This is a genomic window from uncultured Rothia sp., assembly GCF_916715725.1.
In the GTDB taxonomy this organism is placed as follows: domain Bacteria; phylum Actinomycetota; class Actinomycetes; order Actinomycetales; family Micrococcaceae; genus Rothia.
The window spans coordinates 87,953-114,858 of sequence record NZ_CAKAPD010000002.1; the positions used below are offsets into that span (position 1 = coordinate 87,953).

At 60.0% G+C, this 26,906-nt stretch carries 22 protein-coding genes; 3 read left to right on the plus strand and 19 right to left on the minus strand.

Annotation, left to right across the window (positions count from 1 at the left end; translation table 11 throughout):
• Positions 1–495 precede the first annotated feature (495 nt).
• From lysS to folP, 9 genes are all read right to left on the minus strand, one after another.
• On the minus strand, positions 496–2,028 hold the full coding sequence (gene lysS, locus QZ822_RS02320) for a lysine--tRNA ligase (RefSeq protein ID WP_239663389.1): 1,533 nt from the start codon (positions 2,026–2,028) through the stop codon (positions 496–498).
• 103 nt (positions 2,029–2,131) lie between these two features.
• Complete coding sequence (gene panC, locus QZ822_RS02325; protein ID WP_294642285.1) at positions 2,132–3,079, minus strand: pantoate--beta-alanine ligase; 948 nt, start codon at positions 3,077–3,079, stop codon at positions 2,132–2,134.
• Positions 3,076–4,038 carry a Rossmann-like and DUF2520 domain-containing protein gene (locus QZ822_RS02330; RefSeq protein WP_294642287.1) on the minus strand — a complete coding sequence of 321 codons (963 nt, stop codon included), beginning with the start codon at positions 4,036–4,038 and terminating at the stop codon, positions 3,076–3,078. The genes panC and QZ822_RS02330 overlap by 4 nt, the downstream gene beginning before the upstream one ends.
• Before the next feature lie 94 nt (positions 4,039–4,132).
• A complete protein-coding gene (locus QZ822_RS02335; RefSeq protein ID WP_294642289.1) occupies positions 4,133–5,959 on the minus strand; it encodes a PH domain-containing protein in 1,827 nt (608 codons plus the stop codon).
• Positions 5,959–6,726: a PH domain-containing protein gene (locus QZ822_RS02340; protein ID WP_294642291.1), complete on the minus strand. Its 768-nt coding sequence runs from the start codon at positions 6,724–6,726 to the stop codon at positions 5,959–5,961. The genes QZ822_RS02335 and QZ822_RS02340 overlap by 1 nt, the downstream gene beginning before the upstream one ends.
• Positions 6,713–7,231: a DUF3180 domain-containing protein gene (locus QZ822_RS02345; RefSeq protein WP_294642293.1), complete on the minus strand. Its 519-nt coding sequence runs from the start codon at positions 7,229–7,231 to the stop codon at positions 6,713–6,715. The genes QZ822_RS02340 and QZ822_RS02345 overlap by 14 nt, the downstream gene beginning before the upstream one ends.
• Positions 7,232–7,282: 51 nt before the next feature.
• Positions 7,283–7,873 carry a 2-amino-4-hydroxy-6-hydroxymethyldihydropteridine diphosphokinase gene (folK, locus tag QZ822_RS02350; RefSeq protein ID WP_294642295.1) on the minus strand — a complete coding sequence of 197 codons (591 nt, stop codon included), beginning with the start codon at positions 7,871–7,873 and terminating at the stop codon, positions 7,283–7,285.
• A complete protein-coding gene (gene folB, locus QZ822_RS02355) occupies positions 7,873–8,274 on the minus strand; it encodes a dihydroneopterin aldolase (protein WP_294642297.1) in 402 nt (133 codons plus the stop codon). The genes folK and folB overlap by 1 nt, the downstream gene beginning before the upstream one ends.
• Positions 8,275–8,338: 64 nt before the next feature.
• Positions 8,339–9,307 carry a dihydropteroate synthase gene (folP, locus tag QZ822_RS02360; protein WP_294642298.1) on the minus strand — a complete coding sequence of 323 codons (969 nt, stop codon included), beginning with the start codon at positions 9,305–9,307 and terminating at the stop codon, positions 8,339–8,341.
• Between the two features lie 231 nt (positions 9,308–9,538).
• Between folP and QZ822_RS02365 the strand changes: the two genes are divergently transcribed.
• On the plus strand, positions 9,539–9,745 hold the full coding sequence (locus QZ822_RS02365) for a hypothetical protein (RefSeq protein WP_070688722.1): 207 nt from the start codon (positions 9,539–9,541) through the stop codon (positions 9,743–9,745).
• A gap of 377 nt (positions 9,746–10,122) precedes the next feature.
• Here the strand turns inward: QZ822_RS02365 and folE are convergent, their stop codons facing one another.
• From folE to ppa, 10 genes are all read right to left on the minus strand, one after another.
• Positions 10,123–10,707, minus strand: coding sequence for a GTP cyclohydrolase I FolE (folE, locus tag QZ822_RS02370; protein ID WP_005507626.1), 585 nt, complete (start codon positions 10,705–10,707; stop codon positions 10,123–10,125).
• The gene (gene ftsH / locus QZ822_RS02375; RefSeq protein WP_294642301.1) at positions 10,694–12,922 is read right to left on the minus strand and encodes an ATP-dependent zinc metalloprotease FtsH; all 2,229 of its coding nucleotides are present in this window, start codon (positions 12,920–12,922) and stop codon (positions 10,694–10,696) included. The genes folE and ftsH overlap by 14 nt, the downstream gene beginning before the upstream one ends.
• A 315-nt stretch (positions 12,923–13,237) precedes the next feature.
• A complete protein-coding gene (hpt, locus tag QZ822_RS02380) occupies positions 13,238–13,789 on the minus strand; it encodes a hypoxanthine phosphoribosyltransferase (protein ID WP_005504342.1) in 552 nt (183 codons plus the stop codon).
• A 196-nt stretch (positions 13,790–13,985) separates the two neighbouring features.
• Entirely contained in the window at positions 13,986–15,119 is a 1,134-nt protein-coding gene (gene tilS / locus QZ822_RS02385) for a tRNA lysidine(34) synthetase TilS (RefSeq protein ID WP_294642303.1), read from the minus strand.
• A 94-nt stretch (positions 15,120–15,213) separates the two neighbouring features.
• Positions 15,214–16,455 (minus strand): type II toxin-antitoxin system HipA family toxin, encoded by a 1,242-nt coding sequence (locus QZ822_RS02390; protein WP_294642305.1) that lies wholly within the window; start codon positions 16,453–16,455, stop codon positions 15,214–15,216.
• A 45-nt stretch (positions 16,456–16,500) separates the two neighbouring features.
• Positions 16,501–16,725, minus strand: a complete 225-nt coding sequence (locus QZ822_RS02395; RefSeq protein WP_070691310.1) for a helix-turn-helix domain-containing protein — start codon at positions 16,723–16,725, stop codon at positions 16,501–16,503.
• 257 nt (positions 16,726–16,982) lie between these two features.
• Positions 16,983–17,813 carry an S-layer homology domain-containing protein gene (locus tag QZ822_RS02400; RefSeq protein WP_070832273.1) on the minus strand — a complete coding sequence of 277 codons (831 nt, stop codon included), beginning with the start codon at positions 17,811–17,813 and terminating at the stop codon, positions 16,983–16,985.
• 94 nt (positions 17,814–17,907) lie between these two features.
• Positions 17,908–19,311 carry a glycosyl hydrolase family 28-related protein gene (locus QZ822_RS02405; protein WP_083321764.1) on the minus strand — a complete coding sequence of 468 codons (1,404 nt, stop codon included), beginning with the start codon at positions 19,309–19,311 and terminating at the stop codon, positions 17,908–17,910.
• A 202-nt stretch (positions 19,312–19,513) separates the two neighbouring features.
• Positions 19,514–20,332, minus strand: a complete 819-nt coding sequence (locus QZ822_RS02410) for a hypothetical protein (protein ID WP_294642307.1) — start codon at positions 20,330–20,332, stop codon at positions 19,514–19,516.
• A gap of 437 nt (positions 20,333–20,769) precedes the next feature.
• Positions 20,770–21,255 (minus strand): inorganic diphosphatase, encoded by a 486-nt coding sequence (gene ppa, locus QZ822_RS02415; protein ID WP_005504328.1) that lies wholly within the window; start codon positions 21,253–21,255, stop codon positions 20,770–20,772.
• A 331-nt stretch (positions 21,256–21,586) separates the two neighbouring features.
• Between ppa and dacB the strand changes: the two genes are divergently transcribed.
• Positions 21,587–23,203 (plus strand): D-alanyl-D-alanine carboxypeptidase/D-alanyl-D-alanine-endopeptidase, encoded by a 1,617-nt coding sequence (gene dacB / locus QZ822_RS02420; RefSeq protein WP_294642309.1) that lies wholly within the window; start codon positions 21,587–21,589, stop codon positions 23,201–23,203.
• A 209-nt stretch (positions 23,204–23,412) separates the two neighbouring features.
• Complete coding sequence (locus tag QZ822_RS02425) at positions 23,413–26,508, plus strand: DEAD/DEAH box helicase (protein WP_294642311.1); 3,096 nt, start codon at positions 23,413–23,415, stop codon at positions 26,506–26,508.
• The last annotated feature ends 398 nt before the right edge of the window (positions 26,509–26,906 follow it).

Consider the following 26,906-nt stretch of genomic DNA (forward strand, 5'->3'; position numbering starts at 1 on the left):
CCATTCCGTTCACCTCCGTTAAATCCTCACCCACCCCGCACACATTAATGCGCAGTTTAGAGTGCAAATACTTTGGATTCCTCCGGCACACACTATGGGGACAATATCGAACAATGCACAACACGGCACCACCAACAATCCCCAGGAATTACATCACCCGCACGGGCACCCACAATACGCTATTCACTCCAGGCATTCCCAGGCTATTTAAAAGCGAAATTCTGGTCCTATCCCAACAGCTCATTCTTTTCTATGCGACACATTCGTGTATAAGAGCAGAAACCCCCGCCAGAACGAATAGAGCAGCATAAATCAGCACCAGAATAGAGTAAAAAAGCACCGAAAAACACCCCTGACCTGTGCAAATACCAATCCAAGCCCACAGCACACGCTATACACCGTGCAAAAGAGTGCACGCAAAAACGGCGGGTGCCGCAGATACAACCGTATCCGCGGCACCCGCCGCATTATCGCCTCTCAAGGTGAAGCTAAAGCTTAGGCTTCCGGCTTCATCAAGGGGAAGAGAATAGTCTCACGAATACCGGGCTGACGCACCACAGTACCCGGACGCTCCGGATCCTGGTCGCCCGCCAGCAGCATAATCAGACGGTCAATGCCCAGACCCAGGCCACCCATCGGGGGCGCACCGTGCTCCAGGGCGCGCAGGAAGTCCTCATCCAGCTCCATCGCCTCATCGTCACCGGCAGCAGCCAGCAGCGACTGAGCGGTCAGGCGCTCACGCTGAATGACCGGGTCAATCAGCTCGGAGAACGCGGTACCGCGCTCCATACCGCCAATAATCAGGTCCCACGCCTCAATCAGAGGTTCACCGGAACGGTGCGGACGAGCCAGCGGCTGAGCGCTCGGCGGGTAATCGTACACGAAGGTCGGGTTCACCAGGGTCGGCTCAACAATCTCACCGAAGAGCTCGGTCACCAGCTTCTCAGCGTCCCACTTGGGGTCGATGTCCACCTCGTGCTTCTCAGCGATCTCACGCAGCACAGAAGCGTCAGTCTCAGGGGTGATCTCAACGCCCACAGCCTCAGACAGGCCCGGGTACACCCCGACCCACTTCCACTCACCGAACAGGTCGATGGTGCCGTTCTCGGTCTCAATACGCTCGGTACCAACAGCCTTCGCGCAGGACTGGATAATCTCCTTCATGCGCTCAGCCATCACGAACTGGTCTGCGTAGGTCTCGTAGCACTCCAGGGTGGTGAACTCGGGGCTGTGGGTCGAGTCCACACCCTCGTTACGGAACACGCGGCCAATCTCGTACACGCGCTCAATACCACCAACCACAGCGCGCTTCAGCGGCAGCTCGGTCGCAATACGCATGGTCATCGGCTGGTCGAAAGCGTTCAGGTGGGTGCGGAACGGGCGAGCAGTCGCACCACCGTGCACCAGCTGCAGAACGGGGGTCTCAACCTCAATGTAGCCGTGATCCTCCAGCACGCGGCGGACGGTGCGGGTAATCAGGGCGCGCTTCTTCACCAGCTCGCGAGCCTCCTCGCGAACCATCAGGTCCAGGTAACGCTGGCGAACACGGGTTTCCTCGTTCAGGTCCTTGTGCAGAACCGGCATGGGGCGAAGAGCCTTCGACGCCATCTTCCAGTCGGTCACCATAATGGACAGCTCGCCACGGCGAGAAACAATCACGCGGCCGGTCACGAACACGTGGTCACCCAGGTCAACCAGAGACTTCCACTCAGCCAGGGACTCCTCGCCCACCTCAGCCAGCGACAGCATCGCCTGGATGCGCTTACCCTCGGTACCACCCTGCAGGGTCGCGAAGCACAGCTTACCGGTGTTACGGACAAACACCACGCGGCCACCAACATGCACCACACGGTCAGTCTCGTCGCCAGCCTTCAGCTCCTCAGCAGCCAGCTTCGGATCGTACTCGGCGCGCAGATCCTCAATGTGGTTGGGCTCCACGCGGTTGCCCTCAGAATCCAGCAGACCCACCGGGTATGCCTCGCGACCCGACTCGATCAGCTTCGCACGCTTCTCCAGGCGAATCTGCATCTGCTCGGACATATCAGCAATCGCCGGTGCGGCAGTGTGCTCAGTGCTCACAGTGATACCTATCTGTGTAGTGTGTTGGGGACTCTTCTAAACGAACGAACGCTTAGCGCAGGTCCATGTTGTCAATCAGGCGGGTCGGGCCAACGAACGCGGCAACCAGTGCCAGCACTCGCTCCGACTCCTCAGTCGGCTCACCGAAAGTCATCGGGTCGACCAGTTCCAGGTAGTCAAGGCGTACACCCGGAGTGGAGTTGATACGCTCACGCGCACCGTCCAAATCAATCTCGTGGAAGCCACGGTTCAGCGAATTCTCACGCAGCATAGCCAGGGTGCGGGACAGCACCAGGGCAGACTCGCGCTCCTCATCCGACAGGTAGCCATTACGCGAAGACAGCGCCAGGCCGTTATCGTCGCGAACAATCGCCACCGGGCGCATGGTCACGTCGTGGTTGAAATCGTGCACCATACGCTGAATCAGGATGTACTGCTGAGCGTCCTTCTGACCGAAGTACGCGTTCACCGGGTGGTTACCGGCTGCGGGGCGAATAATGTTGAAGAACTTATTGACCACGGCCAGCACGCCATCAAAGTGGCCCGGACGGGTCGCACCCTCAAACTTGGTGCCCAGCTCGCCGCTCGAAATGCGGATGAGCGGGTCACCGTCGGGGTACATCTCTTCAACCTCGGGGGCAAAAATAATGTCAACACCGGCGGCACCAGCCAGGGCAGCGTCTGCCTCTAGGGTGCGCGGGTATGCTTCGTAATCCTCGCCGGGGCCAAACTGCAGCGGGTTCACGAAAATGGAGGCGACCACTACATCATTCTGTTCAGTGGCGCGACGCAACAGGGTTGCGTGGCCGTCGTGCAGGGCGCCCATGGTGGGCACGTAGCCCAGGGATGCGTTCGTGTACTGAACTGCGGTGCCGTTCTGCTCCGCCTCCTGGCGGGCTGCTCGGTCCAGTTCCTCCTGCGCTGCGGCAAGGGATTCGGTGATTGCCGTGCGGAAATCCGCAATGGTGGTCACGACTCGGGGCATCGAAGTCTCAGTCATGACGAGAACTCCTTGTTTTCGGGGGCTGAATCATCAATATCGCCGGGGTGGTTGCGGTCCGAAGACTCACCCAGCAGATTCTCAATTCGTCCCAGTTGTTCATCGTTTAACAAACCTCTATTATGCGCTCTTTTTGCGGTTGCGTGTGCCAGAGCGGCATAAGAGTCTGTAATATCACCTGTTTTCTCATGCTCTGAGTACTCATTCAGAGCCTGAAGGTGAGCCTTCACGGTGCCTGCGTCTCCACGTGCCACGGGCCCGGTGAGAGCACCCTCACCGCTGGCGAGCGCATTGTCCACGGCGGCTCGCACGAGGGGGCCCATGTAGCGTGCCGGGTCCTCAATACCGATGGAGGCGAGCATCTGCTGGGACTGACCCAGGATGGTTACGAGGTGGTTCGCGGCGTGCGCCAGGGCTGCGTGGTAGAGTGCTCGGTCGGCCTCGGCAACGTGCACGGGTTCGCCGCCCACCTCCACCACGAGTGCCTGAGCAATCGGGATGAAAGGCGCCGGTCCGGTCACGGCGAAGCAGGTGCCGTTCAGGCGCTGCAGGTCCACGGACATGCCGGTGAAGGTCATGGCGGGGTGAATCGCCAAACCGATAGCACCCAGTGCGGTCGCCGGTGCGAGAACCTCGGTGCCGTGGCGGCCGGAGGTGTGCACCAGAATCTGACCGGCGGTAATACTTCCCGAAGATGCCAGGTAGGTGACAAGGCTCGGCAGCTCATCATCGGGAACCGCAAGAATCAGCAATTCGCTACGTTCGGCAATCTGTTCCACAGGCAGCAGAGGCACATCGGGAAGCAGCATCGCGGCGCGCTCCTGAGAAGCCTCAGACACCGCATGAACACCCACAATCGTGTGTTCGCAGGCGCGCAGAGCCGCACCGAGGACGGCTCCGACCCTCCCGGCTGAAATAATTCCAATGCCCAAACGCGCAGGTTTTGAATGCTGTATCACGGCTTTAAGTATATTCTCCCTTTCACGCCGGCCCTGCCGTCAGTGTTATGAAGAACACCGGCGGCAGAGCGCGATCTGTAGTTTTACTGGCGGGTTAGCGCGCGCTGTACCCATTCGCAGCAGGCGCAGAACCCAGCGCAGGTTCCGGTACGCGGTAGTAGGGCTCAATGCCCTCCAGCCGAACCGTCATCAACCACACCAGGTCCTCGCAGACGCGCGGCGGTAGGTGCATCATGAGCGTGCGCACCGGGCCGGGCACCGTACCGAAATGCACGCTCGCGCATCCGAAGGCACGCTGCAGCGGGCCCTGACCTCGGCTCACACTCAGCACACGGCTGACCGGAACAATCGACAGCGTACGGATAAAGTAGCCGCCACGAATCAGCAACAGGTCACCTCGCGTATGCTCGCCAACGCTCGAACGCGCCGCATCAGAATCAATGCGGGTAGTCGCCTGCACCGAACCGGCAGTGTAACCGACCGTGGTCACGCCGTTACGCTTCCAGGTGAGCAGGTCCATCCAGCGCGCCGAAGAGGGCGTCACAATCATTGCCGGAACCTGCGGCTTCTGACTCTTCAGCGAACCGTCGGCGGTATCCAGTAGCACCTGCGCCTGTGCCTCATCCAGGGCGGGCAACAGCAGACGCAACACCATCAGCGTCTCCTGCTTATTGCCAACCGGCAGGGCAACATTGCGGGTCACCAGCTTCTGGTTGTCGTTCTTCTCAATACCAATACCGGCAATGGTCATCTTGATGCGGTACCAGCCGAATGCACGCCACAGGATGGACTGCTCCACAGCCAGCGCCTGAATACGCTCAACCATCACGTTCTGAGTGTGCGTGCCGGTGAAACCGTAGCGCAGGGTCACGCCGCCCTGACCGCTGGGGGTGATTTTGAAGTTCGCGGCACCATCAAACCGTGTCCAGAGGGCAACCACGTAACCAACCATGGGCGCGAAGGTGCCGGGCAGTATCGCCATGAAAATGAGGAACGGGCTCTCACCACCCATGATCGCGGCGAAGACGGCGGCACCGACCATGAGGGCCACGGCAGGAACCAGCCACACCAGGTGCTCCAGCATGATGGAGGCAATCAGACGCACATTCGAGATGCGGAAAATCGGCGGCTGCGAGGGGTCAGCCGCGACCGGCATCGGCATACGGCCGCGAGCGCCGCGGCGGGATGCTGCGGGCTGCTGAGGTTCAGACTGCTGGGTGTTGTCCTGCACGGGCGCACCATAGGAGGCCTCGAACGGCTGGTGCAGCTGATCCGCATCCGGCATGCGCTCCGCAGAAATCTGCATGCTACCGGGTAGCACATCGACCGGGCGGCCAGCCGCCTCCGAGCGCAGCAGGTTAATACTCGCCATCGCGGTGCGGCGCAGAACCTCCGCCTTGCGGGCAGAAACGTACTTGATGTGCAGTGCCTCCGAAGAGCCGTCAGCCACCTCAAAACGCAGCTCCGACAGACCCAGCAGACGAGTCACCAGAGGACGCGAAATGTCCACGCTCTGCACGCTCTCCAGACGAATCGTGCGGTTCTTCTTGAACAGAAAACCGCTACGGCGGTGAATTGCCAAATCGTCCAGACTGTAGCGGGTAAACCACCAGTCAAGCGAGCCGCCAACCAGAATCAGCATGAGCACGGCGAAGCCGATGAGCTGCGAGTACGTCGCGCTGAGGTAGCTGCTGTTCTCGTCGAATGCCTGCGTCAGGCGCGCGCCCCACTCGTTCGGCGGGGTGGTCAGAATATTCAGGATAATGCTCTGGAAGAAGCCGAACGCCAGCAGAATAATGAACCAGAGGTTCATGATGAACGTGCGGATATCGGCACGCCACCACTTCTGCTCCTGCGGCATCTGTGAGGCAGGAGGCTGCGGTGCCTGCGGCGCGGGGTTGGGCGGAACCGGGGTACTCATTAGAGTGCCGCCATTCGCTCATCGGCGCGGCGCACCAGATCCGCGCGCAGCTCCTCCGCCACGTTCAGCGGAATACCGAACAGCACCATCGTGCCGGTGGTCGTGCCCGCGGTGCGCACCGTCAGGCGGGCAACACCGCACATGCGCTCGAGCGGGCCCGAATCCACATCAACATACTGGATACGACCGTACGGCATGGAGCTCATGGAACGGAACACGATGCCACGGCGAGCCATCAGGTGATTCGACTCCAGCGCGTAGCCGAGTGCGCGAGTGCGGCGCGGAGTGGTCAGAATCCACCACAGACCCCACAGACCAAACACCGCGATTACCGCCAGACCGACGATGCGTAGCGCCTCCGGGCCACCGAAGAACGCACCCGCACAATACAGGGCAACACCCGCAAGAATCGGGAACGCCAAGGCAGAAATAGTGTGAACAAAACGAACCGTCAGGTAGCCGGAGGCGGCGGGTACCCACTGCGGCTCCGGCACAGATTGCGGGGGAACCGGCTGGGAGCTTACCGGCTGAGAAGATACTGGCTGCGGCGCGTTCGGGTACGCGGCAGCAGGCGGAACCTGCTGACCGTACTGGGCTTGCTGTCCATACTGCGCCTGCTGGTCATACTGGGCACCAGGCTGACCGTAAGCCGCCTGCTGGTACTGCCCGTACTGGTTCTGCTGAGCAGGCTGACCATACTGACCCTGCTGGGCGTCCTGCCCATACCGACCATTCGGCGAATAACTATTCTGGTTAGGAGCCGACATAGGTTCCTCCCTCTCGCGGCTTGACAGCACCGGAAGAGGAGGCCGCATCCTCATCATCCTCCGGCGGAATACGACAACAATGCTGTGCCCACAGGCCAGCAATCAGCAGGGCAACACTGCCCACACAATTAACAAGAACCTCCCAAAAGACCACCGAAAAACCGCGCGTAGACACCATCGCCAGATGGTAGCCAAGAATCGCACCGCACCAGCCCGTCAACAGGGCACCGGTCATGATGGCCCCCTGCGCATACGCCACCGCACGCGCCGCAAGAATCGGGCCCATATGCGGCACCTTCTCACGCGTCTGAATACGACGATAACGAGCCACCTGCACACCCAGCCACACGGCACCCGCCGCAACCAGCAGGCACACCGCGCCGAGCATCCACGAAAAATTCAGCTCACCAAAACCGGCGCCAATCATCACGGAATTCACCATAAGAGCGACAGCGGCAGCGCACACCGCCGCCACAATAATCGCCCGATAGCTCAGGGGCTTCATGGTGTTTCCTTTCGGTAGGTTCCTCTACCTTCCAGAGTGCCACATTTAAGGCTAATCAGGTACCTTCATCTCACGCATATAGCTAATAGCGTCTTCATGCGCCTCAACCAGCGTGCAGGCCAGCTCCGCAACGTTCACGACCTCGCGGCTCAGCGGCGCAGGAACCTCATCCGGCCGCTCCCCCGAAGGCTCCGCACGCCGGGTCACCGTCAGGTGCGCCTGCGGGTCCATCTGCGCCCACGGCACCAGCACAAAAGCACGCTCCTGCGCCCGCGGATGCGGCAGAGTCAGCACCGGATCCTCAGAGATCACGCCGTCATAGTCAATCACGTCAATATCGAGGGTGCGCGGGCCCCAACGCACCAGGCGCTCACGGTGATGCGCCGCCTCCACCGCGTTACACAGCTTCAGCAGCTCGTAGGCGCCCAGGTCAGTGGCCACCTCAATGACCGCGTTCACGAAATCCGGCTGACCCGCCGGGCCCCCCACCGGGGCGGTACGGTACAGCCCGGAGGCGCGCACCAGCTGCACGCCGCCCGCCACCAGGTCGGCGACGGCGCGCTCCAGGGTGTCTTCGCTTTCGCCCAGGTTCGAGCCCAACGCCAACACCGCGCGGTGCGCATACTCTGCCGCACCCACCACTAGCGGCCGTCCTCAGCGGCGCGTTCGCGGAACACGCTCACCGCAACGTTACCGAACGGCAGCTCAATCGGCGCCTGCGGCTTCGACACGGTAATCTCCACCGCCTCAACGTACTCAAACATGGCGAGAATACCCTCGGCAATATTCACGGCGAGGGTCTCAATCAGGTCCAGAGAACCGTTCGTCACGTGGCGGTGAATCAGGTCCACCACGAGCGCGTAGTTCGTGGTCTTCGTCAGGTCATCGGTAACGGCCGCAGCGGAAAAATCACTGTACAGGGTTGCGTCCACGACGAAGGGCTGGCCGTCGCGCTTCTCAAAATCGAGCACGCCGTGGTAGCCCTTGGCTGTAATGCCGGTGAGGGTGATGCGGTCGTGGCGTGCGTAGTCTGCCTGGGTCATTGGGGGTCTCCTAGAGGGTATTCGGGTAGTTGGCGGTTGCGGGCGGGGTTTAGCTGGCAGGGCTCTAGCTAACAGAACGCAGCGCGGAGGCAACCGTCACCGCATCCACGCTGGCGGGCACGTCGTGCACGCGCACCGCCCACACGCCGCGCGCCGCCACCAGGGCGGTCACCGCCGCAGAAGCTGCCGCACGATGCTGAGCCGGGCGCGGTTCCGACAGCGACTGCCACAGTTCGCGTTCAGCCTCACCGGCAGCGGTTGCGGTGAAGCCGCTCGCGTTCAGGCGCTCAGCCAGCGCCATATCCGCCGCCGTCAGGACGTTCGCAATAAAACGCTTGCGGGAACCGGCAATGAGCAGGCGGTGCCCCAGGCCCTGCAGCTCGTCAATGGCGGCGAGTAGCTCCCAATCCTGCATACCGCCCTTCGCGAAGCCCAGACCCGGGTCAAGAATCAGGTTCTGCGGCAGCACACCGGCGGCGAGGAAACGCTCACGCAGGCCGGTCAGCTCCTCCACAACCTCGGTGACCACGCCGCGCGGGTACTCCGCCAGGCTGTCCATGGTCTGGGAGGTGCCGCGGGCGTGCATGAGGATGTACGGCACCTGCAGTTCGGCGGTGGTTTCAATCATTTCATCGCTCACGTTCAGGCCGGACACATCGTTGATGATGTGCGCACCCGCGGCGATGGCGGCGCGGGCGGTCTGCGGGTTCATGGTGTCCACGCTGATGGTGGTGCCCATCTGCGCGACTGCCTCGATGACGGGCAGGATGCGGCGCTGCTCCTCCTCCACGCTGATGCGCACGGCACCGGGGCGGGTGGGCTCACCGCCAATGTCGATAATGGAGGCGCCCTCGGCGATCATGCGGGCGGCGCGGGCGATAGCGTCGGCGGCGGCGTAGTGCTGTCCGCCGTCGCTGAAGGAGTCGGGGGTGACGTTGAGAATGCCCATCACGAGGGTGCGTTCGGCGGCGAGCGCATCGCAGGGCAGGGGTGCGGCGGAAACGGCAGGGTGGGGGGCGGTGTCTTCGATCATGGTTTTAATCCTACCGAATCTGCGGTGCGGTGGAGTTTGGCGTAGTGATTGACACAGTGATTGGGGCGGGGGTTGGGGCAGCTGTGGGGTCGATTCTGGGGACACGGCATGCAATACTTGCATTACAGATACTTATTTAAAGGTATGCTGGGAGGGCACGCATACCGTGCCGGGCGCGTTCCCGGTCGGCGGTGCGCACCCACACATACATACTCTAGGAAGTGACTCGTTGTGAATATGAAGACTGGAGCTTGGATCCTCTCCCTGGTAGCTCTTGCCGCACTGGTGACTATTGTGCTCGCTGAAGGCGCCCCTGCCGTGCGTTGGATTGCTTTCGGCACCGCGACCGGTTGCGGTTTCATTGCCGTGGGCTTGATCGTGACTCTTGCCCTGGGTTGGGATAATCCGAGCGAGGCGAAGGGTAGCTTGCAGCGTTAGCGGCGGGGCTCTTCTAGCTTCTGCGGTGCGGCATGATCGGCGCCGCCACGGCCGCGGAAGGTACCGGCTCAGAACACATTCTCAGAGCACTTTGGCGATGCGAAAAGGGGCGGAGGTTTTCACCTCCGCCCCTTCAGCGTGTCTAGAGTGTGCCTGCCCCCAAATGAGGAATGAGCGTCAATCACTTAAAAAAGAAGACCGGTCCTGTACTCCCGAAGGAGTGGTGCCGGTTCTAGTAGTAACAACTTTACAATCACTAATGCTCTTCACGCAAGGGCACTCGTCATACGACCCAACAAATGCCGCTACACAGCGCAGGGGGCAGGATTCCTTAGAATCCTGCCCCCTGTCGTATGGCTATATGATCATCCCGATGCTTAGCGCTGCGAGAAGATCAGGCTCATCGCCTCCGCACGGGTTGCGCCGTTCATCAGCGCACCGCGCACCGCGCTGGTCACGGTCTTCGCGCCCGGCTTACGCACACCGCGCATCGACATGCACATGTGCTCAGCCTCAATCACCACAATCGCGCCGCGCGGGTTCAGGTGCTCCTCCAGAGCCTCCACCACCTGCGTGGTCAGACGCTCCTGCACCTGCGGGCGGCGAGCGTACAGATCCACCACGCGGGCGAGCTTGCTCAGACCGGTCACCTTACCGTCCGGGCCGGGAATGTAACCCACATGCGCCACGCCGTGGAACGGCACCAGGTGGTGCTCACAGGTCGAGTAGAAGGGAATATCCTTCACCAGCACCATCTCAGAGTGGGCGATGTCGAAGGTCGTACCCAGAATCTCGCCGGCGTCCTGGTGCAGGCCCGAGAAGAACTCCGCGTAGGCACGCGCCACACGTGCCGGGGTCTGCTGCAGGCCGTCACGGTCCGGGTCCTCGCCAATCGCGAGCAGAATCTCGCGGACGGCAGCCTCAATACGCGGCTGGTCGACGGCGTTCTTAGCCTCGCTCATTCTCTGCTCCATTCTGATTCGGGGTGCCGTTCTCCGGGCGCTGTGCCGGAGGGGCGGGGTAGTTCGGGTACTGCTGGGTGGGCATTGCGACGGTCGGGTCGGCGTCCGGGTTGGTGAGGGGCACCTGAGGCGGCAACGGCTGCGTAGGTGCTACCGGAACCTGCTGTGCGGGTGCAGCCGGTGCTACGGGAACAGTAGGTGCCGTAGCAGGAGCTGCCGGTGCATCGGCAGGTGCTTCCTCAGCCTTCTGCGCCTCCTGAGCCAGCTCGCTCGGAGCCTTCACCGGCGGGATGTTGGTGCGCTCGCGGGTCGGCTTGGAGTACCAGTACTCACGCTCGGGGCGCTTGCGAACGTCCTTGAAGATTTCTGCAATCTCGTTCTCGAGCAGGGTTTCCTTCTCGAGCAGGGCGTACGCCAGGCGGTCCAGAATGTCGCGGTTTTCCAGCAGAATCTGGAATGCCTCGTCGTGTGCCTGATCCAGCAGGGCGCGGATTTCAGCGTCGACCTTTGCCGCGGTTGCGTCGGAGTAGTTGCGTGCCGAAGCGCCGCCGCCACCGAGGAACGGTTCGGTGTCTTCGCCGCCGAGCTTCACGGAACCGATCACGGCGCTCATGCCGTAGTCGGTGACCATCTTGCGGGCGGTGTCGGTCGCCTTCTGAATGTCGTTCGACGCACCGGTGGACGGGTCGTGGAAGACAATTTCCTCAGCCGCACGGCCACCCATCGCGTACGCCATCTGGTCGAGCAGTTCGTGGCGGGTCGTGGAGTACTTGTCGTCCTGCGGCATGACCATGGTGTAACCCAGGGCGCGGCCACGCGGAAGAATAGTAATCTTGGTGACCGGCGCGGAGTTACGCAGTGCCGCCGCGACCAGGGCGTGACCACCCTCATGGTATGCAGTGACCTTACGCTCGTGCTCGTTCATGATGCGCGAGGAACGCTGCGGACCAGCCATGACGCGGTCGATTGCCTCGTCGATAGCGCGGTCGTCAATCACGTTGCCGTTATCGCGGGCGGTCAGCAGTGCCGCCTCATTCATGACGTTCGCCAGGTCAGCACCGGTGAAGCCGGGGGTACGCTTAGCAACCTGAGCCAGGTCAACGGTGTTAGCGATTGGCTTGCCTGCCGCGTGAACGCGCAGGATGTGTTCGCGGCCCTGCATGTCGGGGGCGTCCACACCAATCTGGCGGTCAAAACGGCCGGGACGCAGCAGCGCCGGGTCCAGAACGTCGGGTCGGTTCGTTGCCGCAATGACGATGACGTTCGAGTTGCCGTCGAAGCCGTCCATCTCAACCAGCAGCTGGTTCAGGGTCTGCTCACGCTCGTCATTACCGCCACCCATGCCGACGCCGCGGCGGCGGCCAACAGCGTCAATCTCGTCGACGAAGACGATGGCGGCGGGGTCGCTCTTCGCTTCCTTGAACAGGTCGCGCACGCGGGACGCACCCACACCCACAAACATTTCAACGAAGTCAGAGCCAGAAATCGAGTAGAACGGCACGCCAGCCTCGCCCGCCACAGCCTTGGCGAGCAGGGTCTTACCGGTGCCGGGAGGGCCGTACAGCAGAACGCCCTTGGGGATCTTTGCACCCAGGCGGGTGAACTTTTCGGGTTCAGCCAGGAACTCGCGGACTTCTTCCAGTTCGGCGAGCGCCTCGTCCACGCCGGCGACGTCGCTGAAGCGGACTTCCGGCTTGTCCTTGGTGAATTTCTTCGCGCGGGACTTGGAGAAGCTCATGACGGAGGAGCCGCCTCCGACTCGTCCCATCAGGAACCAGAAGAGCACACCAAAGAGCAGAATCGGTAGCAGCAGGGATACCAGGGAACCCAGGAAGCTGTGCTCAACCGGCTGGTCCGTGTAGCTTTCCAGCTCGGCGGATTCCATTGCCTTAGCAACTTCTTCGCCGCGGGGCTGCACGTAGTAGAAGCGCACCGACTTACCGTAGTTGTCGTTGCCCTTCTTGTAGTCGTCCTTAAGCTGCAGCTCGACGCGCTGGTCGCCGTCGTAGATCTTTGCGCTCTTGACCTGGTGGTCCTTGAGCATCTGAAGACCCACGTTGGTGTCCACCTGACGCGAGGGCTGAGTGAAGAAGGAGGTCATGAGGAAAGCCAGCATGATCACGAGAGCTGCGCCCGGCCAGAACCAGGGGCCGTTAATCAGCTTCTTCAGGAATCCCTCCGAGCCTTTCTGCGGAGTATTGGGGGTTTGCGCCAATGCTTTGTCCTTACGTTGCGGCTGTAACCCGTTGGGGGTGCGGCATGCCAGCCGGAACACCCAACGATGCAACCTTAAATGTACCCTACCCCGGCGAGCGGCTAGGTACCGGGCTTCTCTATTTCACCTGCGGGCTAAAGGGTTGTAGCACTCGGCGGGGGTGAGAGTGCATTTTCTTTGCCGGGTATCCGCGGCGGCGGCGCATCTTGGCGGCTACGTCCCGCATCCACCACCAGGTACAGCAACGCCCCGCTCCCCCACAAGCGTGAGGAGGCGGGGCGTCACACCTAACAGCATGGTTGCTGAGGTGAAGGCTTAGGAGTAAACGTGCGGGTGCAGGGTTGCGACGCAGTCCAGGTTGCGGTACTTCTCAGCGAAGTCCAGGCCGTAACCAACAACGAACTCGGGCTCGATATCCCAGCCGACGTACTTGACCTCAACGTCAGCCTTGACGACCTTGGGCTTGCGCAGCAGGGTGCAAATCTCAACGGAAGCTGCACCGCGAGAAATCAGGTTCTGCTGCAACCATGCCAGGGTCAGACCGGAGTCAATGATGTCTTCAACGATCAGGACGTTGCGGCCCACCAGGTCGGTGTCCAGGTCCTTGAGGATACGCACAACACCGGAGGACTTGGTGCCGGAACCGTAAGAAGAAACAGCCATCCAGTCCATGGTGTAGTGGCCCTTGAGAGCGCGGGAAAGGTCAGCCATGATCATGATGGCGCCCTTGAGAACACCCACCAACAGCACGTCCTTACCGGCGTAGTCTTCGTCGATGCGTGCCGCCAGTTCGGCGACCTTCGCGTTAATCTCTTCCTTGCTGAAGAGAACGTTCTTAATATCGTCCTGCACGTCGATAGCCTGCACGATGTATTCCTTCGTATCTTTAGACGCTCTGCGCCTCCGCCGGGGGCCCCAGGTAAAGGGGTTTCATGCCTTCCCACGGCGGATAATGTGGATGGTGTTCGCCTTAAGTATGGCTTAAAACGGCGCCGCGGCGCACCTCACCACGCAGATAGTGTGTGCTGAGGATGCTTCCGCGGGCACCTAGCTGGGCACCTAGTTAGGGTCGAGTTGACACTAATACGAGCACGTCCAGGCGTTCACCGGTTGCCGGATGCACAATTTTGCGGCGGCGGTACGCGCTCACGTGACCGGGCATCTGAACGGGCCCAGCTACCGCATATTCGGCGGTGAAAGAGTCCAGCGCCTGCAGTCGTTCGAAGCCGGGGTTCTCTCCCCCGGCGGCTTTGCAGGCGGTCGCAAGCACACGCAAACGAAGCGCCGGATGCAGCGCCGCCACCTGCGCACGGTCCAGCAGCACGGCGTCTTCACGTTCGATGCCGCGCACGGCGGTTCCGGCGGGTAGGAGCGCCTGCTTGTAGGCTGCCTGTGCCTGTTCGTCGAGGTATTCGGCGTCGGGGCCAGCTACGGAGGCGGTGCGTGCCAGGGAGCGGGCGACGTCCCCGCCGAGGTGCTCCTCCAGGTAGGGCAGCACGCTGTGGCGGATGCGGGCACGCATGAGGGTTTGGTCGGTGTTGGTCGGGTCGATCCAGGGGGTGAGGGTTTCGGCGTCGCAGATGTCGAGCATGTCGGTGCGGCGCAGGCCGAGGAAGGGACGCAGGTAGGTGACACCCCCTTCGACGCGTACGGGCGGCATGCCCGCCAGGGAGCGTGTGCCGGAGCCGCGGCTTAGGCCGAGTAGCACGGTTTCTGCCTGGTCGTCGAGGGTGTGGCCGAGTAGTACGGCGCGGGTGCCGGTGGCTTCAACGGCTTTCGTGAAGGCGGCGTAGCGGGCGGTGCGCGCCGCCATTTCGGGGCCCATGTTGCCGACGGGAACCTGCACTTTTTCGGTGATGACGGGGTGAAGCCCCAGGTCGGTGAGGGTCTGCGCGGTCTGCGCGGCGACTGCGGCGGAGTTTTCTTGTAGGTCGTGGTCGACGATGATGGCGCCTACGCGTACGTCGCCGCGGCGGGCGAAGTGCGCGGCAATGGCTGCCAGTGCGAGGGAGTCGGGGCCGCCGCTGCAGGCGACCAGGAGCAGGGGCAGGTCGGCGGCGTCCGAGGTGGAGGCGGTGCGGGAGCGTCCGGTGGCTTTGATGCTTCCTGCGCCGAGGAGCTTTTCGAGGGCGGCGGCGAGGCGGCGGCGGGCAGTGCCGACGGCGGGGTGCAGGCGTCCTGCGCGTCCATTCTGCATGATGGTTCCTTTATAGAAATTGCGAAGTGTCTATATCAACAGATACTTCACGAGGAGAATTTAGAAATAACGAAGGCTCAAGAAGTCAGGAGCCTTAGGAGCACGGATGAAGGTATTCTTCAAACTCGTCCTGACGGCGTTCCAACTCTTTCTGCATGGTCTTAAACGGTGAGGCATTTGAGTTGAAAACATATCCCGGGGCGGCTCGGGCTGTGGGCCAGCGAACTGCTCGAGCCGCTTTGAGAGCACGCTTTAGGGCGTCTTTCTGCACCTTGGGTGGAAGACCGATGGTATCGGCAAGAGCAAGCCAATCGTCAACAGTAATCTTCCAGTCTTCGGGTGGTGAACCGTCACCGGGATTCGAGTTATCTTTTCCGTTCACGCTAAGCGCCATAGACAGGGATTTAATGTGTACAAGCGAACAGGGGATGTCATAGATAGGAGCTACTTCCCATCCACGGCGTCCCTTGAGGAGCGAAATATTTTTTGCGTGCAGGTCCCCATTGCCTGTCAGCCAGGCGTAGAGAAAATGCAGGTAAAGATTCCTTCGGGCAATAGCCGGGGAAGCAGCAAGCTTCACCATTGCTTGAATGACGCTCTCTGTTGTCACGGCATGGTTGTCTTCCGTGTATTTCTCACCTGAAGGAATACCCAAAATTTGGGCACCATCTTCCATGGCGATGCGTCCCCCAGAGGGTGTTCGGTCAAAACGAGAGACCATCAAACCTGACACGCCATCTCGATCATAGACAAGCTCATGCTGAGCTACAGGAATCCCCATGAGCGCGGCCGCCGTAAGGTGGGCAGCTTCGTTTTCCACGAGCCCAGGCATGCGTTGCGGGCTGATTTTCAGAAGCGCATCGTAGCCAGCGCCCGTCCAATGCACGGGCAGAGTTTTCATGACGGCGCTCAGCTTTTCTTGAACGCCAGGCAGTCCTCGGCGGTCAACCGTACCCATCAGTTCTGCAAAGGAAACAACCTCAGGGTTATTCACCAATGCGGCAGGGGCGGTGTACAGTTCCCGCCCGTGCTCAATAATTTGCACATCGCCTGGAACGTCAGAACCAATCACCAGCAATAAGCCCAGGGTGTTATTTTTGCTGATTTTTTTCTCGGAACTGACAACGTCGAGCCTATAGCCTTCAGGCAAAAGATTCTGGAAGAAAGGGGGAATTGATTCTGCGGTATATTCCGCGTCTAAAGGCAGGCTCGTGGCAATTGCCGGGCCTTCATAATCTGCCCGGTAGGTGAAATGAATCAGCCCGTTGGCATCTCGCCTCAAATATGCGGCGAGAACACCATCTTTATAGACATCTGCCATCAGTTCATCTGTCATGGCTTTTCTCCAGGTTCTGTTTTCTATCGCAGTGTGCGGGAGGGGTTAGGTGAGGGGGTTGGTGATGGCCAGCTCGATGCCGAGCTCTTGGGCGACTTTGAGGACCGCACCAATTGACGGGCCGGGCAACCCACGCTCAATATCGCGGATTGTTTTATCGCTGAGCCCGACCATCCACGCCAACTCCATTTGGGTGATTTTTTCGTACTTGCGGACGGCGCGAACCTGGGCGCCAAATTCCTGTGCGAACCTCGTTGCGTCGAATGCCATGGGGTTTCCTCCTCACCGCTGCAGAACCTCAGGTTATACGAACTATTCTTCGTAATATGCCCATAATAGCACTCCCAGGGGTGCTCTGAGGCTGTTTTCCGAAGAATAGTTCGGTTAAACACACCCTTCCGGTACCCCTAATCACAGCCAAGGAGCACAACAAAAGGGGCGTGCCCACCGCCTCCAGCACGCACGAAAACTCGCACGAACCAGATGCAGGGAACACGCCCCCAGCAAGCCCTCCCGCTCACCTGCCGCTAGGACAGCGACTGCAGACGAGCCACAATCGGCGTCAGCTCTTCATGGTAATCAAGAATCGCGAGAGGGGTGAAAATAGTAGGGTACGAAGCGTAATAGAAATCCGGTATTTTATTGATTTCCCAGGTATTGTACTCGGTGTAGCTAACACTCAACCAGACACTATCAAGGTTATCATCGGGCCTCCTTAAAGCATGCTGATAAACCCAACTCATTGCTCGATGCAACTCGCTCCCTTCCTTAATGGGAGCAGCACCCTTTTCCGCACGCACAGCATTCGCCGCATCCAGGGATTCCAGAGTCACCTTGGGGCTACCCGCAGCACGATAAAGGAAAGTAAAGTAGGCGCCACGGCTCGCCGGAGTATCGTAGTGGAAGGAACCATCAGACCAACCGGTGGTCAAGCCCACCCGGGTCGCCCAAATAGCAACCTTATAGCGCGCATCGCCCGGAGTCAGGTCGGTGTACGGGGACTTCTCCGGCAGGTTCTTCACCTCGGGTGAACCCGCCAGATGGTACAGGTACTCCAGCAAGCGGCCACGCGAAATGGTCATGACCCCGTTCGGCAACTTATCTTCACGGGTTGTAGCCAGCCCAACAACCTGCTTCTTCGTAATCAGGCCGGTACACTCCGCCCAATCCAAACTGCCCATAGTGTTCTTGCCGTAATAGAAGTGCATGTCAAAACAATTAACATCAAATTCCAGCTCTTCTACAGGCTGTGCAGATTTCGGCTGAATGTATGCCGCCTGGGCTACGCCCTGACCCATATACCCCATAGCCAGCGCCAACAGTGCCGCCGCGCCACGGGTCGAGAGGTTTTTCTTCATTTTCTATCCTCGGTGAAAGGTGTGAGAGTAGAAGAAGAGTGAATCCCTTTGAACATACTCGGGATTCACTCTCCGCGCAATTATTTCAGAATGATTAAACTTTTACGTCATTTTGACTATTCCGATTAATCTCATTATCTTGCGAGGTCCTATAGACCACAAAATTAATATCAATATAGAAATTGCCCCAGGGGACACTGCGATCTCTCCTAAAGAAAAGGTGCCGACCGTCATTCGAAGTCAATTTATTACCATCACGGGCATTACGCGATGAACCGGCCACAATACTAATATCATCCAGCTTATTCTCCAGATAAAACCCGTAACGCGAGGAACGCTGGCCAACTTTCGGATTAGCCGAACGCGGCGATACTAGGCGTGCTCCAGAAGCATTTCGTCCAATATACCAATTAGCTGCTTCATCAGTGCGTGCAGTTCCCTTAAGAATAAGTGAATTCTCGAGACTCGAGGACTCACCTAGACAATTCATAAACTGATTATCCTTGAAACCTACGACCCACCCGTGCCCGCCATTCTCCTGAGCGGTACATCCGATGAACATATTCCGTTCGCCAAAAATCGCCCACCCGGCACCAGACTTTCTGCGGTACTGATCTCTATCGTGATAAAGGTCGGAATTTGGCTTATTGCGAATAGCAAACCAGGCGGTACATGCCACAAATTTACATTGAGCTCCGTACACCTCAATTGCCCCATGATATCCGCCACCAAGATTGGCATCAGAGACCTCAACCATCACAAACTTATTATCCGCAGCTCCAGAGTTCAAACTCTCTGTTCTACGCTGAACATGACCCACCGGCTTTCCCACCAAGAGCCCTTGTCTGCGAGTTTTACGAATGCGGACCTTATCAACCTTCATAGCACGATCATGTTCACCCAGGATGGCAATTCCGATTGCCGTATCCCAGATTTCAACATTTGAAATAATAGGGGCAGCTTCAGGTTCATTAAAAATATTATATCTTGTATGAACAATAATGCCCGCAATATTATCCGGTATATAATTATCAGCAACGTGCTTACCCTGAGCAATTTGATACTCAAAAAATCCTTTACGAATATTAGGATTCAAAAGATTAAGATTGGCGGCACGAATAAACATATCCCGTACCCCAAAACGCATTGGTATATTTGTTCCCATATCACCCACAAAGGTATTGTATGACCCCATATGAAATACCCCTTGACACTCCATATCGTCACCATCAACATCTCTTAAAATCTTCGGGTTTTTATTAAACCCAATAATTTGTGTTGAAAATCCATGACCATACACCTCTACCCTATCCCTGAGATTAATAAAATCATTACTCACAAGATAGATTCCCGAAGGAATCTCGACAGAACCACCACCGGGAACAGCGGCCACCGAGTTAATGGCATTTTGAATTGCTGGTGCGGAATCCTTCGTACCGGTTGGGTCTGCACCAAAATCCAAAACATTCACATGCTTTGATTTACTATAATCAACCATATTGTATTCCTTTCTTAAGCCATGTAGTTCAAACGCATTCAAATAGTTTGAATGCCAACCCACCAATTTTTCCTGAATATCTATACATATAGATGATTTGTGTTTAATTCTATTAAATCTGTACCAACCCCCTATCAATCATCTCTTTTTGCAGAGCAAGATTTCCCGAATCCACACCCCTGCGATTACCCCCATAATTGTTTTATGGGGCAGCTATTGTGGTATATGTCAACACGCCTCCCGGCGTCCTAACACTAATCCGATAGGAAGCCGACACAGTAGATCCGCCGTATTCGCTACGACCCGGGAAATACACGCCAAAGCACCCTCGTTGAAACAACTCTTCCGGCTGAGAAATATCTTTATCAACCTCAAGACCCCATTCCCAGCGCTGAGCTTGAATAAACGCACCGTCATCTTCTCCAAAGGATGCGTTTCCCTTCATCTCCCCTTGGTAGACACCACAAAAATACTCAGTGCTCTCCACTGAGGCACCACGCGCACGAACCACCTTCAGACCCGAGTCCTCACGCACTGTCAGTGATGGTGCAGCCGGGTACCCCTCAGGAGAATGGCTTGTCAATCCCATAGAACCCGGCTGCCAACGGCTCATCTGCACCATGTATTCTTGCGATCCACTCAGCTGTTCAAGCTCAACCACAATCTGCTGACCCGAAGGAATTTTAGACAGCCACTGCCCTGTATCACGGCGAATATGGGGGCGAATTACCTCATACAAGAATCGCTCTCCTTGATTCCCCATCAGTTCTACCGACGGAAGCGCATGCACCCCAGCATAGGGGCCCGAAAAGGGAAGGAGCTGAAACCACAGAATGACATTATCTGCGCCATTAGTCGGCAACCACGCTTCACGAAGCGGGGCAACAGTGCACCCATCTATTTGCTGGGGAGACCCAACAGAGCCCTGAATACCCCATGCCGTGCTCTGAGGTGCTACGAAGAAACTTACCAGGGCAAATGACGAAAGCCGGCACACATGCCGGCGTGACAGTTCAGACATGATAGTCCTTAAATTGAGTTGAGTGATGACAATAGTGTGTGGCGTTTACGCTTCGTCCACGCTCTTACACCACACTCCTTCAACCCTACTCTGAAAATTCACCGTTTCGAGTATTCACAAGCAAATATTTCATTCTCGTGAAAAAAATATATATCAATGTAAACCTGAAGTTTATTAAAATCTCACTTTAAACTTGAATATTTATGCAACTAGAACTTTAGAAATATCTTTAAAAATCTGAACTTTCAGAAATATTACAAGCCCCACCGTGCAGAGTACTTGTTGAAATCGACCTCTACAAAGCCCTGGGCAACAACTCCGAGCACAACAAAAGGGGGCGTGCCCACTGCCTCCAGCACGCACGAAAACTCGCACGAACCAGACGCAGGGAACACGCCCCCTTCCGAAAAACCGGGTGCACCTAACGGTGCGGCAGCTTAGTGACCCTCAGCTGCGAAACGGTCGATAGCCTCCTGGACCATCTTCTCAGCAGCAGCCAGGTCTTCCCAGCCCTCGCCCTTAACCCACTTGCCGGGCTCCAGGTCCTTGTAACGCTCGAAGAAGTGCTGAATCTCAGCCTTCAGCTGCTCGGGAACATCAGCCAGGGACTTGATGTGGTCGTAGCGCTTGTCGGTGGGAACGCACAGAACCTTAGCGTCGCCGCCAGCCTCGTCGGTCATGTTGAACACTGCGACCGGGCGGGACTCAACCAGCACGCCGGGAACAACGTCAACGTCCAGGATCAGCATTGCGTCCAGCGGGTCGCCGTCCTCACCGAGGGTGTTCTCGAAGTAGCCGTAAGCGGTGGGGTACTGCATGGAGGTGAACAGCACACGGTCCAGGCGCAGGCGGCCGGTCTCGTGGTCCACTTCGTACTTCACGCGGGAGCCGCGGGGAATTTCAATAGTGACGTCGAGTTCCATCGGAACCTTCTTTCTCGTGAGTTAGAGTCACTTTCGCGGCGACTTCGGCGCGCAAGGTGCGAAAGTTAGGTGTTGAACTCACCCATTGTAACCCGTTCACGCACACCGAAACCGCGTATTCGGCGCCAAAACCAGCGTAATTTACCACGCTCACACCACAGTTAACATTCCGCCTAGTCCCACGCCCGCCAGCGCGCCCCGCCGGCGCACCCGGCCGCCGTACCGGGCAGCCCAGAGAGGGTCCGCGAGGGGCGGCAGGAACACGGCATGAGCATCCCAGCACCGGCGCGTAAATTCGATAGGCACCCCATCCGCCCGCTATGCTCAAAAGATGCCTTCCAACAAGCACAACACCCAGACCACCACCCTCACCCGACGCGCCGCCCTCACCCTCGGCGGCATGTTCCTCCTCACCGCCTGCGGATCCGCCGCAACCGAACAGAAACGCCCCGAAGGTTCCACAAGCCCCACCGGCAGCGCAACCGGCAGCCCCACCGGCACCGTCGAGGCGACCGCCTCCGCAACCCCCAGCGCCACCCCGACCCTCGCACCCGCACTGCCCGAAGCGGAACAGGAACAGCTACGTGCCGCCCTCACCGCGCTCTTCTCGGACGGCACCTACCCGCAGTACAGCCTGCTCGTCACCGGCATGGACGGCAACCTGCCCAGCATCAAGGCAACCACCGCGCCCGCCGACCTCTACGCCGCCAACGCCGACACCGCGCGCGTGCCCGCCTCCACTTTTAAGGTGCTAACCCTATTCGCGCTCAACCGCTACGCGAATCTGCAGGCGCGCCTGCGCACCCGCGTCACCCGCGACGCCGCCGGACTGTACCTCATGGCGGGCGGCGACACCCTGCTCGGTGCGGGCGCCTCCGACCCGAAGCAGATTGTCGGACGCGCAGGCCTGACCACCCTCGCCGAGCTGACCGTGAAGGCGCTTCTTCAGGGCGAGAAGCCGACCGCGGCGCTGCCCGTCTACCTTGACGGCACCTTCTTCACCGGCCCCGGCGTGAACCCCGGCTGGGATGACGCGGACGTGGCGTCCGGCCAGATCACGCATATTCACCCGATTGCGCTCGAATCGCACACGGTGCCGGGCAAGTCCACCGCAAGCAACCCGGTACGCCCGGATGATGCGGCGGTTGCCGCCCAGCAGGCATTCGTGGATGCACTCAACACCGCCGGCAAGGAGTCCGGTCTGAGCTTCACCCTCGCGGAGCGCCGCACCGCCCCCGCGGAAGCAGTTGAAATCGCCGCGGTCGAATCGGCAACCCTGCTGGAGCAGGCACAACACATGATGCTCAAATCCGATAACGCCCTCGCTGAGGTGCTCGGCCGTTGCGCCGCCATTGCCGCAGGTAAGGAAGGCAGCGGCGAGGCGGCACAGCAGACCGTGCGCCAGGCACTCGTGGATGCCGGTGTGAACATTGAAAACCTGGTGCAGGCAGACGTGTGCGGCATGTCCTTGACGGACCGCGTGACCGCCCGAACCCTCGTGCAGGTTGTGGCTCTGCTGAATGCTGATGAGCATGCGGAGCAGCTGATGAGCACGTTCCCGGTCGCGGGCGTGAGCGGCACCCTGACCGACCGTTTTGGTGCGGCGAACGCCGTGCACGCGCGCACTTTTGTGCAGGCGAAGACCGGCACCCTGTACACGGTGTCTTCGCTGTGCGGTGTGGCGATCCGACCCGACGGCACCCGCCTGATTTTCGCGATTATTCTGAACGATCTGGGCGGTGCGGATGCGCTGCCCGCCGCGAAGGAACGCGTGGACGCGGCGGCGGCGGCGATTGCGAACCGTTCGACCGCGCCGAGTGCTTCGGATGCTCCCTCTGCGGTAGCAGCGAGTGCTTCGGCACCCGCTTCGGACGGGGCAAGCGCCCCGGCTTCTGCGGCTGCTTCGGCGGCAGTTTCTACCGCGGCTGCGGCGGGTGCAGCCTCCTAGCGTGTATGCCCGGATAGCCCCGAAAGCCCCCTGAATCACCCCGTGTAGGTTGATTTTCTGTAGTGTTTCACGTGAAACCTGAAAATCAACCTCTCGGGGTGAGGGGTGGTTCAGGGTTCTTGCAAGCCTCTCAACCGGGGCTCGCGTCCACTCCCTACGGCGGGTTTCACGCCCGACTTGTTCCTCTCTCCTCCAGCAGAAAAGTCACCATGAACCTTACCTTCACTCTCGCTGATCTGACCGCAACCTCTGCCTGCGAGCTGCGGCTCTACACCGAGCTTCAGGAACGGGCACAGAAGCAGACTGTGCGCCCGACGGAGCTTGAGCGCGCCCGTGAGGCATACCGCGAATGTCTGCGAGTGCTGACCGCCGGTGGGATGGTCGGCAGTGGAGTGGTCGGCGGTGAGCATGCGGATGGTAAGGCGCGCCCGGTGCCCCTGGTGGCAACCTCCGCGGCGGGACTGACCTACACGGTGGAGCTTGACCGTCTAGAGTACGCAGTCACGAACGGCGCACCCGCGAACAGCACCGCCGAGAGCAACACCGCGCGAATCGTCTGCACCCCACACCTGGGTGAGGCGGCGCATCGGGCACTATTGCGCGGTGCCCTGGCGGCGCACCTGCTAACCGGCGGCGCCACCGAGAGCACAGAGAACACCGAGAATGCCGCGCGCCTTGACCTTCACCTGGAGCACGGCGCGGAGGAGTACGGCGCAGAGTCCGAATCGGAGCCCACCAAGCACCACTCCCCCGTTCCTCAACCTCACCGGGTTGATTCGGCGCGTATTCTGCCGCTGATTCGCCTACAGGAGCAGCGCCTCCTCCTGCTCACCCAGGCGCTGAACGATGGTACGGAACCGGCAGAACTTGCCGAGCGCATCCCCTATTTTCTGACCTGCGACGAGTGCCCGGCGTGCCTGAACGCGGCGGCATCTCTTGCCCTCGCGACCGACGCCCCGGAGCTCGTCACCGAAGACACTGCCGAAGATACCGCCGAGAATCCCGAAACTGAGGAGTACCCGGTCATGTACAGGGTGCCCGCCGCGGTGGAGAACGACAGCGAACAGTACCGCCTGCAGTGCCTGCTGGATGCCCAGCTCGCCTCCCTGGAGGAGCACGCGGCGGAGCACGGCTGGGGTGCCGGTGAGTTGGAGGCGGCGATGCTGCTGTCCATGACGAATTATCACCGCCGCGAGCGTGCCCCGTTCTGGCGTGAGCATATTCGCCGCCTAGAGGACGACCCGACGGCGTGGGTGGCGAGCCGCGATTACGCGTACCTTGACCGGGTGCAGGTGCTTTCGGTGGAGCATGCGCATGCCCTTCTGAACACCCCCGCCGACCTGGAGGCGCTCGCCGCCGCCATGAAGGAGCCCGCCGAGGTGCCGGACGCTCCCGGCTGGTATCGTGTGCGCGGCGCGCAGGTGCGCCTGTTGCGTGCGCGGATTGAGGCTGATCCGAGCCTGGTGATTGCACCCTCTGATCACGCGGTGTTCTGTGCGTATGAGGCGGGGTTGAGCCCGCAGATTGCGCTGGACCGCATGGAGTCGCAGCTGAATTATTTCCGCGCGTCGAATCCGGGTGAGCGTATGCCCGCCGAGTTGGCGGCGACGGGTTTCTTTGGCATGCGTGTGCTGGCGGTGGCGCAGGGCGGTTTCGGTGCCGAGCCCGAAGGCTCCGAAGAGCCGGCTGAGTCGACCAGCGAGTTCCTGGAGGTGCTTCTGCAGGAGCGCATCCGCGTGAAGGATGAGCCGCACCGCGCCCTGCCTTCGGGTATTGGTCCTGGCGATCCGGTGTCTACGGCGACGATTGAGGCGGCTCTGCAGTCTGATGTGCACGGGTTGCTCTTCGGCGGCGCTCTCATGCCGAGCGACCCCGTGCTTAATGGCCCCGTGCCCGGCGAGGATTCCGAAGCTTCCAGCGAGTCCGCCGAGACCCCTGACCCGTCCCGTGCCCTGCCGAGCGTGCTCGATGCGGCGGCTTCGCTGACGGGGGTGGAGAGCGCCTCCGCGGATTTGCTGTTCCGCCGCGCGCCGCGCCTGAAGAAGGGCGCCTCAAACGCCAAAAATGCAGAAAATCTACCTCGTGAGGTTGATTTTTCCGACTCTGACCTGCCCACGGTGGATGCCGTGCACGCGGCGGTTCGCGCCCTCGACCATTCCTATGTGGCGGTTCAGGGCCCTCCCGGTGCGGGTAAGACTTTCCTCGCCTCGCATGTGATTGCGCGTCTGGTGGCTGAGGGTGCGAAGGTGGGTGTGGTGGCTCAGTCGCATGCGGTGATTGAGAATCTCATGGTGGCGTGCTGTGCCCGTGATGGTTTTGACGTTTCGCGTGCGGTACGCCTGCGCGGTAAGTCGGTGACTCCGGACGCCCCGTGGTCTGAGGTGTCTGATTCTGAGCTGGTCGAGCTGATTTCTGGTGCGGGCGGCCTGCTGTTTGGCGGTACGGTGTGGGATTACGTGAGTGAGCGTCGTGTGCCTGCCGGGTCGCTGGATGTTCTGGTGGTTGATGAGGCGGGCCAGTTCTCGCTGACGAATACGGTGGCGGCGGCTCGTGCGGCGCGTTCGGTACTGCTGTTGGGCGATCCGCAACAGTTGCCGCAGGTGTCGACGGGTGTGCACCCGTACCCGGTGGATGTTTCGGCGCTGGGCTGGTTGTCTAACGGGGCGGCGGCGCTGGATCCTCGTTTTGGCTATTTCTTGGGTGAGTCGTGGCGTATGGATTCGGCGTTGTGCGAGCGGGTTTCGTGGCTGTCGTATGATGGCGCGTTGGCGAGCGCGGCGGCTACGGCTGGTCGCGCCCTGCGGGGTGTTGCGCCGGGTGTGGTGTCGTATCCGGTGGAGCATGCGGGTTGTTCGGTGCGTTCCGTGCAGGAGGCGCAGGCGGTGGTGGATTGCGTGCGCGAGTTGTTGGGTCGTGAGTGGGTTCCGGCGGCTGGTGCTGAGCCGCGCCCGCTGGCGGCGGAGGATTGCATTGTGGTGGCGGCGTATAACGCGCAGGTTGATTGTGTGCGTGAGGCGCTGATTGCTGCTGGTTTGGCGGATTCTTCGGGCGCTGGCGTGCGTGTGGGCACGGTGGATAAGTTCCAGGGGCAGGAGGCTGCGGTGGTGTTGGTGTCGTTGGCGTCGTCGCGGGTTGAATCTGGGCGCGGTGCCGGGTTTGTGCTGTCGCCGAATCGTTTGAATGTGGCGGTGTCGCGCGGTCAGTGGCAGGCGGTGTTGGTGCATTCGCCGTGGGTGGCGCGTTCGGTGCCGCAGGATGTTGAGGAGGTGCTAGCTCTGTCGGGCTTCGCGGGCCTGGTGGAGTAGCACCTAGTGCAGCCCTTATTCTGCGCTCTTCTATACCCCCGCCCGCTGCGTTGCGGGGCTGACTGTAACAGGGTCTGACTGTAACAGAGTCTGGCGGTGTGGACTGGCGGAGCCTGGTTGCGGGCGTCTTTGGTGCGCCCGTAATCGGGTTTAACTGAGGTTCAGCCGAGGTTTACTTGGGCGGAACCACCAAGAATGAATTATAGTCAAACTAACCCTAATGTCAATACTCAAAATGAGGAAAGTTTTTCAACTAGCGTTCATGTATATGATTCACATCTCTTATAGAATCTAAAGTATCGCGCGACACACTTCTTGTGCGGGGGCTCCCGATGAGCCGCCCCGTGCATCCTCAACCACCCCGTGATGACCGGCGGGCCCGTCATGACCGGCGGGCA